Below are 7972 nucleotides of genomic sequence, written 5' to 3'. Positions count from 1 at the left end.
CGTGGGCGCCGCGCCCGGTGCCGGCCGGGGGTGCCGGGAGCTCAGGGCGAGCCAGAGCCGCAGCGCGGCGACCCACATCACGGTCGCCCCGGTCATGTGCAGGGCGACGAGGAGGGCGGGAACGCCGAGGAAGTACTGGGTGAATCCGATCGCGGCCTGCGCGAGGACGGTTCCGACCAGGGCGAGGGAGGTCCTCCTGGCCTCGTCGGGAGCCTCGGCGACCCGCACCGCGAACGCCATGGCCGCGACGAGCCCGACCAGCAGCATCGCGCCGTCGGCGTGCAGCTGGGAGACGTTGACGAGGTCGAACCCGAAGCGGGCCGGATGATCGCTGTCACCGCTGTGCGGCCCGGCGCCGGTCACGACCGTGCCGAGGACGAGCACCCCCGCCGAGACGACCACCAGCAGGCGCGCCAGCCATCGCAGCGCGGGACCGACCCCCGGGGTGGTCGCCGCACCCGCGTCCTGGCGGGCCCGGTGGTCCAGCAGGACCGCGTTCCACAGCAGGACCATGGAGAGCAGGAAATGGGCGGCGACGGTCGCCGGGTGCAGCTTCGTCAGGACGGTGATCCCGCCGAGCACGGCCTGTCCGAGGAAACCCACCCAGAGGCCGAAGGACAGCAGCCGAAGATCGCGCCGCCGTCCGCCGCGCAGGCGGAGCGCGACCAGCGGGGTGATCAGCGCCACGAGGCCGACCACCAGGCCGACGACCCGGTTGCCGAACTCGATCGCTCCGTGCAGGGCGTATTCTGAGTGCGGCACGAACGAGCCGTCCCCGCACTGCGGCCAGGTCGGGCAGCCGAGACCGGAGCCGGTCAGGCGGACCACGCCGCCACTCACCACGATCAGTGACAGCAGGACCACGTTGAGCGTGGTGAGGAGCCGGAAGGCGCGAAGGCTGATCAGCGGCAAACTCCGACGCTCTGTAGAAGCTGGCACGACTGCCATGGTAACGCCCTGTCCGGCGCGGGCCGCTCGGATCCTTCTCCGCTGGTCGGATGGTGCCTGCCGGCCAGATGGTGCCTGCCTGCCGGCCGGATGGTGCCCGGTGACCGGACGGTCCCGGTGTCGGCTCTACTCCCAGCGGAAGGTGCGGGCGGCGAGCGCCAGACTCGCCACCGCCCAGGCCGCGAGCACGATCAGGGTACGCGCCCCCGGACCGTCGCCCTCGGCGAGGACGGCCCGCAGCCCGTCCGACAGCGCCGCGGTCGGCAGCACCTCGGCGACCGCCCGCAGCCAGCCGGGAAGCTTCGACAGCGGGAACACCACCCCGCCGATCAGCAGCAGCACCAGGTAGACGCCGTTGGCGGCGGCGAGCGTCGCCTCGGCCCGCAGGGCTCCGGCCATCAGCAGGCCGAGCCCCGAGAACGCGGCCGTGCCCAGGACGAGCAGCGCCAGCACCGCCGGAACCCCGACCGGCCCGCCGGTCGGGTCCCAGCCCAGCGCGAACCCGACCACCACCAGGAGCACCAGCTGGATGACCTCGACGGCGAGCACCGCCAATGTCTTGCCGGCGAGTAGGACCGCGCGGGGCAGCGGGGTCGCCCCGAGGCGTTTGAGTACGCCGTAGGAGCGTTCGAAGCCCGTCGCGATCGCCTGCCCGGTGAAGGCGGTCGACATCACGGCCAGCGCGAGCACCCCGGGGACGAGGAAGTCCACCGGCCGCTCGGTGGAGCTCGGCAGCACGTCGACGGCGATGAAGAAGGCCAGCAGACCGACCGGGATGATCAGGGTGAGCAGGACGGACTCGCCGCGCCGTAGGGTGAGTACCAGCTCGAGTCTGGTCTGTGCCGCCAGCATCCGGGCCCGCGACGCGGGCGCCGGAGCCGGGCGCAGATCGAGCAGCGGGACGCCGGTCATGAGCGCAGCTCCGATCCGGTCAGTTCCACGAAGACGTCCTCCAGCGTGCGTTGTTCGACCCGGAGATCCTCTGCCAGGATGCCGTTACCCGCGCACCAGGCGGTCACCGCAGCGAGCAGTTGCGGGTCGACCGTGCCCTGCAACAGGTAGTGCCCAGCCGGGCCCTCCTGCGCGGTGGTGCCGTCGGGCAGCGCGAGCAGCAGCCGGCCGAGATCCAGCCCGGCGGGGGCCCGGAAGCGCAGCTGCCCCTCGGCGCCGCCCCGGGTGAGCTCCGCGGGGGAGCCGACCGCCACCACCCTGCCGTGGTCGACGATGATCACCTGACCGGCGAGCCGTTCGGCCTCGTCCATGGCGTGGGTGGTCAGCACGACGGTGACCCCGGCCGTGCGCAGCTCCTCGACGAGCTCCCAGGTGTCCCGCCGGCCCTGGACGTCCAACCCGGCCGTCGGCTCGTCGAGGAAGACCAGCTCCGGGCGGCCGACCACGGCCATCGCCAGCGACAGCCGTTGCTGCTGGCCGCCGGAGAGCCGGCGGAACGGGGTACCGGCGGACCCGGTCAGCTCGAGCCGGTCCAACAGCGCCGCGGGATCCAGCGGGTGGCGGTAGTGCGAGGCGACGAGGCGCAGCATCTCGCCGGCGCGGGCGCCGGGATACATCCCCCCGGACTGCAGCATCACCCCGACCCGGGGGCGCAGGGCAACGGCGTCCGCCCAGGGGTCGAGCCCGAGGACCCGCACCTCGCCCGCGTCGGCGCGGCGGAATCCCTCGCAGATCTCCACGGTGGTCGTCTTGCCGGCGCCGTTCGGCCCGAGCAGCGCCGTGACTGTGCCGGTCGGGACGGTCAGCGACAGGCCGTCCACGGCGCGTATCCGACCATCGGGCGTCGTCGGCGGTCGAGCGGCGTCGCCGGAAGGCGCCGGCGGCACCGCCGGCGCTGGGGGCGCCTGGCGCACGGGGGGCGTAGGGGACGTGGAGAACGCCGCGGGACCGCGCCCGGCCCGACCGGTGTGGGTCCGCCGCCCGGACTCGTGAGGACGACGACCGGAACGCGGGGAAGCGGACCGCGAGGAATACGTCTTCACGAGGTCCGTGACACTGACTGCCAGGATCTCGGCCACCTTGCGATCCTACGGACATCGCGGGTCGGGCGGAGGGCCGGTCCGCCCCCGGCACGAGGCTTCGGCCGGGTGGAACGGGCACCACCGGGCGGCCGCGACCCAGCCCCGTTGCTAGCCCCGTTGCTGCGGCGGGCGGACGGGCAGTGCCCGGCGGCGCCCGCCGCCCGCCACCGGCTCGCCCGGCTCCACCAACGCCCCCCAGGCGCCCAGCCGCTCGTACAGCATCGCCGGCGTGGTGCTGTAGAGCCGGGACAACGACTGCAGGTCGGAGCGACGCAGCCGCAGGACGTCGCGTGAACTGTCCGACCGCAGGACCTGCACGATGGCGATCCAGCGCCGCAGCGGTCCGGTGCGGGTCGGGGGCAGCTTGCGCAGCCGGCGCAGGTCGATGACCAGCGGCGGCAGATGGTCGGTCTCGCGGCGATCGGCGGCCGGCGGTACCAGCAGCGTCGCGGGAACGTCGTACAGCTCGGCGAGCTCGACCAGTCGATGCACGCGCAGGGTCCGAGAGCCTCGCTCGTAGGCGCCCAGGGTCCCGGCAGTCCACCGGCCATGCGTGCGCTCCTGGACGTCCAGCAGCGACAAGCCACGCCGGTTGCGCGCCGCGCGAAGCCGGCGGCCGAGCTCCAGGGCGTAGTCCGCCTCGGTCACGGTCTCCGTCCGGGTCAAGGTCGACAGGAGACGCCAACCGCCCCCTGTGACAGATTGTCAGGCCTCGGTCCGTCTGGCAGCCGGTTCGACCAAGAAGCCGCGAGGGAACGTGGCCCTGGCGTGGTCCCGCGGTCGCGGGGCGCAATCCGGGAATCGCGACAGTGTTTTTCCGGCCGCGCCAGCCCCGTCAGCCCGGTCGGCCGGTCAGTCCCGTCGGCCCGGTCAGTCCCAGTCGGCGTCGTCGGCGTCCTTGGCCCAGTCCCGGGCCCGGTCCACGGCGCGCAGCCATCGCCGGTAGGACCGGTCCCGCTCGGCCCGGGACAGCCTCGGCCGGTACCGCTCGGCGCTGCGCCGATGCCCGGCGAGCTCCTCGCGGTCGGCGAAGAACCCGGTCGCGAGCCCCGCGAGGTAGGCCGAACCGAGCGCGGTCGTCTCGATGTTGTCCGGGACGTCGAGCTCGACGCCGAGCAGGTCGGCCTGGAACTGCATGAGCCAGTGGTTGCGGGCGGCCCCGCCGTCGGCCCGCAGCTCGCGCACCGGGAAGCCCGCGGCACCCATCGCCTCGACGACGTCTCGGGTGCGGTAGGCGATGCCCTCGAGCACCGCGCGGACGACGTGCGCCCGGGTGGTCCCCCGGGTGATCCCGAGCAGTGCGCCGCGGGCGCGGGGATCCCAGTGAGGGGCGCCGAGGCCGGCGAGCGCCGGGACGAAGTAGACGCCGTCGTTGCCGGTCAGGGAGGCGGCCAGGTCGGCGGTCTCGGCGGCATCCCGGATGATCCCCAGGGAGTCCCGCAGCCAGTCGACGGCGGCACCGGTGGACAGGACCGTCCCCTCCAGCGCGTACCGCACCGGTTCGCCGTCGAGCTGGAACGCCGCGGTCCGCAGCAGCGTCGACTGCGGCGCCGGCAGGGCCGAGCCGGTGTTCACCAGCACGAAGGAACCGGTGCCGTAGGTGTTCTTGGCCTGGCCGGGTTCGAAGCAGCCCTGGGCGAACAGAGCGGCCTGCTGGTCGCCGATCACGGCCGCCACCGGGATCCGCACGCCGAGGAAGGCGTCCGGATCGGTCTCGGCGTAGACCCGCGAGCTCGGCGCGACAGCGGGCAGCATCTCGGCGGGAACGCCCAGCAGATCGAGCATCTCCGGGGACCAGCTCGCGGCGGCGAGGTCGAGCAGCAGGGCGCGGGAGGCGTTCGTGACGTCGGTGACGTGCGCGGCCCCGGCGGTCAGCTTCCAGACCAGCCAGGAATCGACGGTGCCGAAGGCGATCTCCCCCCGGCCGGCGCGCCGGCGCAGCCCGGGGTCGTCGTCCAGGATCCAGCCGATCTTGGTGCCGGAGAAGTAGGGGTCGAGCACCAGCCCGGTGCGTTCCCCCACCGCACCTGCGTGCCCCTCGGCGGTGAGGCGTTCGCAGACCGCGGCCGTCCGCCGGTCCTGCCACCCGATGGCCGGGTGGACCGGGGCGGAGGTCCGCCGGTCCCACAGCACGGTGGTCTCGCGCTGGTTGGTGATGCCGAGGGCGGCGAGCTCCCCGGCCCGGCGACCGCAGCCGGCCAGCGCCGCGGCGACGGTGTCGACGACGCTGCGCCAGAGCTCGTCCGGATCCTGCTCGACCCAGCCCGGCCGGGGGAACCGGGGCCGGATCCCGGTGTAGCCGCGGCCGACGACCACCCCGTCCCGGTTGAGCAGGCAGACCGTGGTCCCGGTGGTCCCCTGGTCGACTGCCGCCACCAGGGATCCGCGTGCCGGCACGCTCATCTCGTTCCTCCCGCCCACGGGCCGCTGACGCATGGCAAGGGACGCATGGTAGGGGAGCGGTGCACGGTGAGGAGAAGGAGGCGGGGAAGGAAGGATAGATAGAAAGGTATAGATAGGGGAGAGGTGAGGCGGGCCCGGCGTGCCGGGAACGGCGGCTCAGCCGAGGTTGGACAGGTCGACGACGTCGCCGGGCGGGGTGCCGGCTGCGGGCGTCCCGTAATCGTCGAAGGTGATCTCGTTGGTGGAGCGACCGGCGACGACCACCTTCAACGGGTACCCGGGTCCGGTGTTGGCCGCCCAGAAGGCCGTTCCGTCGGGGCTCGCGGCCCGGACGGCCTGGGTGCCGGCCAGCTTCTCGGTTCGCACCGGGCCGGACAGCCCGACGACGTAGCTGGTCAGTGACGCGGCGAGCCGGTCGAGGGTGAAGTAGCTGTACTTCGCGGCGTCGGCGGGGGCCAGGCGGACCCAGCGGTCGGCGAGGAGGCTTCCGGCCGCGGCGTCACCGGTCCCCTCGTAGTAGGCGCGGCCGCGGTGGACGTAGGTGTCGTCTTTGATCTTGATGATCTGGGTCCGCTGACCGTACTCGTCGATGGTGCCACGGGTGACCGTGCCGGACATCACCAGGTCGTAACGGGCGGGGGCGTCCGAGCGCGGGTCGGCCTCGGTGCCGACGACGTGGACGCCGGTCGCGGCGCGCAACGCCTGCAGGGTGCGCGTGCCGACCTCGCCGGCCGGCAGCTTCTCCAGCCCGTTGCTCTTCTCCCCGTCGCCGCTACAGGCCGCCGAGGCCGCGAGCAGGAGAGTCAGCCCGAGGGAGAGCAGCGCCCGCCGGACTCCGCCGCGCCACAGTTGTGACCGCATCCGCCCGTCGCCTCCCGCCTGAGATCGTCTCCGGGTCGGTGGTGGCCGGGCGCGGCCGCGTGCCGCGACCGCCGGCCCGCTGGTGTGCCCATCCGATGTGCCGACCCGGGGTACGCGCCCGGGTGGGCGCGCAGGTACGGCAGTGGGCGTAAGTCCAGCATTCCGCCGCCCGTGGTCGTCGGTCGGGTACGGCCCGTGGGTATCCGTTGTGTGATCACGTCCGGCGAGTGTGATCTGCGTCATTGCTGTGACGAAGATTGCCCCGTTGGGCTGTCGTTCCGGCGACCCCGGTTCGACCGCGTCCGGGAAATAGGGCACACTGGTGTTGTGAAATACGACCACGACGGGGCGAGTGGGACGGCGGACGGCCGTACCCGCGACCGGGTCGTGCGTCTGCTCCTGGAAGGCGGCTCGGCCACGGCGGCCGAGCTGTCCCGTCAGCTCGGGGTCTCCCCGGCGGCTATCCGCAGGCATCTCGATGCCATGGTCGCGGATGGCATCATCACGCCCACGGAGAGCCGGTCCCGGGGGCCGCGTGGCCGGGGACGCCCGGCCCGGCGTTACGCGCTCACCGAGGCCGGCCATCATGCCGGTCCCAGCGCCTACTCCGATCTCGCGGCCGGTGCGCTGCGCTTCCTGGCCGAGGTGGGTGGCGCGAGCGCGGTCACTCAGTTCGCCGACACCCGCGCCGTCGACCTGGAGCGGCGGGTGCGCGAGGCGGTCGTGGCGGCGGAGCCGGCGGATCGTCCGGCGGTGCTCGCCGAGGCGATGACCGCCGCCGGGTACACCGCGAGCGTCTCCGCGCTGCCCACCGGTCTGCAGATCTGCCAGCACCACTGCCCGGTCCAGTTCGTCGCGGAGCGTTTCCCGGCGTTGTGCGACGCCGAGACCGCGGTGCTGGCCCGCGTGCTCGACACCCACGTGCAGCGCCTGGCGACGATCGCGCACGGCGACGGCGTCTGCACGACTCACATCCCCGCGGGTCAGATCCCCGCGAACCACCCCGCCGTGAGCCACCCCGCCGCGGGCACGGCGCCCGGCACGGCTTCGCGTGCTCGGTCCGACCAGAACGGGCCCGACCAGACCGGGCCCGACCAGAACGGGCCCGGGAAGGACGGCTCCGCTCGGGTGCTGCCCGATTCCGCCGTGGCCGGATTCGGCCCGGCCCGGCCCGCGTCCCTGGCCTGTCCACCATTCTCGTCTTCGGAGGGTTCCGCCCTATGACCACCTCTGCCGAGACCGCCCTGGAAGGCCTTGGTTCCTATCGGTTCGGATGGGCTGACACCGACGCCTACGCCGCCGACGTGGAGCGCGGCCTGTCCGAGGCGGTTGTCCGCGGCATCTCGGCCAAGAAGTCCGAGCCGTCGTGGATGACCGACCTGCGCCTCAAGGGGCTGCGGCTGTTCGAGCGCAAGCCCATGCCGACCTGGGGTGCCGACCTGTCGGGCATCGACTTCAACAACATCAAGTACTTCGTCCGCTCCACCGAGAAGCAGGCCGAGGAGTGGGAGGACCTGCCCGAGGACATCCGGGCGACCTACGACCGCCTCGGCATCCCCGAGGCGGAGAAGCAGCGCCTCATCGCCGGGGTCGCCGCACAGTACGAGTCCGAGGTCGTCTACCACAAGATCCGGGAGGACCTCGAGGAGCAGGGTGTCATCTTCCTGGACACCGACTCCGGGCTGCGTGAGCACCCGGAGCTGTTCCAGGAGTACTTCGGCTCGGTG

Annotated in this window: 7 protein-coding genes and 1 pseudogene; 2 read left to right on the top strand and 6 right to left on the bottom strand. The window is 73.1% G+C overall.

From position 1 onward, the window contains the following. The 6 genes from AC08OU_RS07065 to AC08OU_RS07040 form a co-directional block, all read right to left on the bottom strand. On the bottom strand, window positions 1-948 hold a 948-nt coding region (locus AC08OU_RS07065), incomplete at its 3' end, for a COX15/CtaA family protein (protein ID WP_476604516.1). Between the two features lie 126 nt (window positions 949-1074). Beyond that, the gene (locus tag AC08OU_RS07060; RefSeq protein WP_476604515.1) at window positions 1075-1860 is read right to left on the bottom strand and encodes an ABC transporter permease; all 786 of its coding nucleotides are present in this window, start codon (window positions 1858-1860) and stop codon (window positions 1075-1077) included. Beyond that, window positions 1857-2978: an ABC transporter ATP-binding protein gene (locus tag AC08OU_RS07055; protein WP_476600923.1), complete on the bottom strand. Its 1122-nt coding sequence runs from the start codon at window positions 2976-2978 to the stop codon at window positions 1857-1859. The genes AC08OU_RS07060 and AC08OU_RS07055 overlap by 4 nt, the downstream gene beginning before the upstream one ends. A 111-nt stretch (window positions 2979-3089) precedes the next feature. Continuing rightward, a complete protein-coding gene (locus tag AC08OU_RS07050) occupies window positions 3090-3629 on the bottom strand; it encodes a helix-turn-helix domain-containing protein (protein ID WP_476600925.1) in 540 nt (179 codons plus the stop codon). A 222-nt stretch (window positions 3630-3851) separates the two neighbouring features. Beyond that, window positions 3852-5384 (bottom strand): glycerol kinase GlpK, encoded by a 1533-nt coding sequence (gene glpK / locus AC08OU_RS07045; protein ID WP_476600927.1) that lies wholly within the window; start codon window positions 5382-5384, stop codon window positions 3852-3854. A gap of 156 nt (window positions 5385-5540) precedes the next feature. Continuing rightward, window positions 5541-6245: a hypothetical protein gene (locus AC08OU_RS07040; RefSeq protein ID WP_476600929.1), complete on the bottom strand. Its 705-nt coding sequence runs from the start codon at window positions 6243-6245 to the stop codon at window positions 5541-5543. 327 nt (window positions 6246-6572) lie between these two features. On the opposite strand from AC08OU_RS07040, the gene AC08OU_RS07035 reads away from it, so the two are divergent. Next, window positions 6573-7469 (top strand): helix-turn-helix transcriptional regulator, encoded by an 897-nt coding sequence (locus AC08OU_RS07035; protein ID WP_476600930.1) that lies wholly within the window; start codon window positions 6573-6575, stop codon window positions 7467-7469. Next, window positions 7466-7972: pseudogene (locus AC08OU_RS07030) on the top strand (Fe-S cluster assembly protein SufB); the annotation flags it as partial. The gene AC08OU_RS07035 and the pseudogene AC08OU_RS07030, both read left to right, overlap by 4 nt.

The sequence above is a fragment of the Frankia sp. CcMO1 genome (assembly GCF_977945845.1).
The sequence above is the reverse complement of the archived record's forward strand: the minus strand, read 5'-3'. Positions and strand labels throughout refer to the sequence as shown.

Excerpts from the sequence above, each read along its gene's own strand:
- AC08OU_RS07040 (WP_476600929.1), bottom strand. The coding sequence starts at position 6,245 with ATGCGGTCACAACTGTGGCGCGGCGGAGTCCGGCGGGCGCTGCTCTCC.
- AC08OU_RS07060 (WP_476604515.1), bottom strand. The coding sequence starts at position 1,860 with ATGACCGGCGTCCCGCTGCTCGATCTGCGCCCGGCTCCGGCGCCCGCG.
- glpK (WP_476600927.1), bottom strand. The coding sequence starts at position 5,384 with ATGAGCGTGCCGGCACGCGGATCCCTGGTGGCGGCAGTCGACCAGGGG.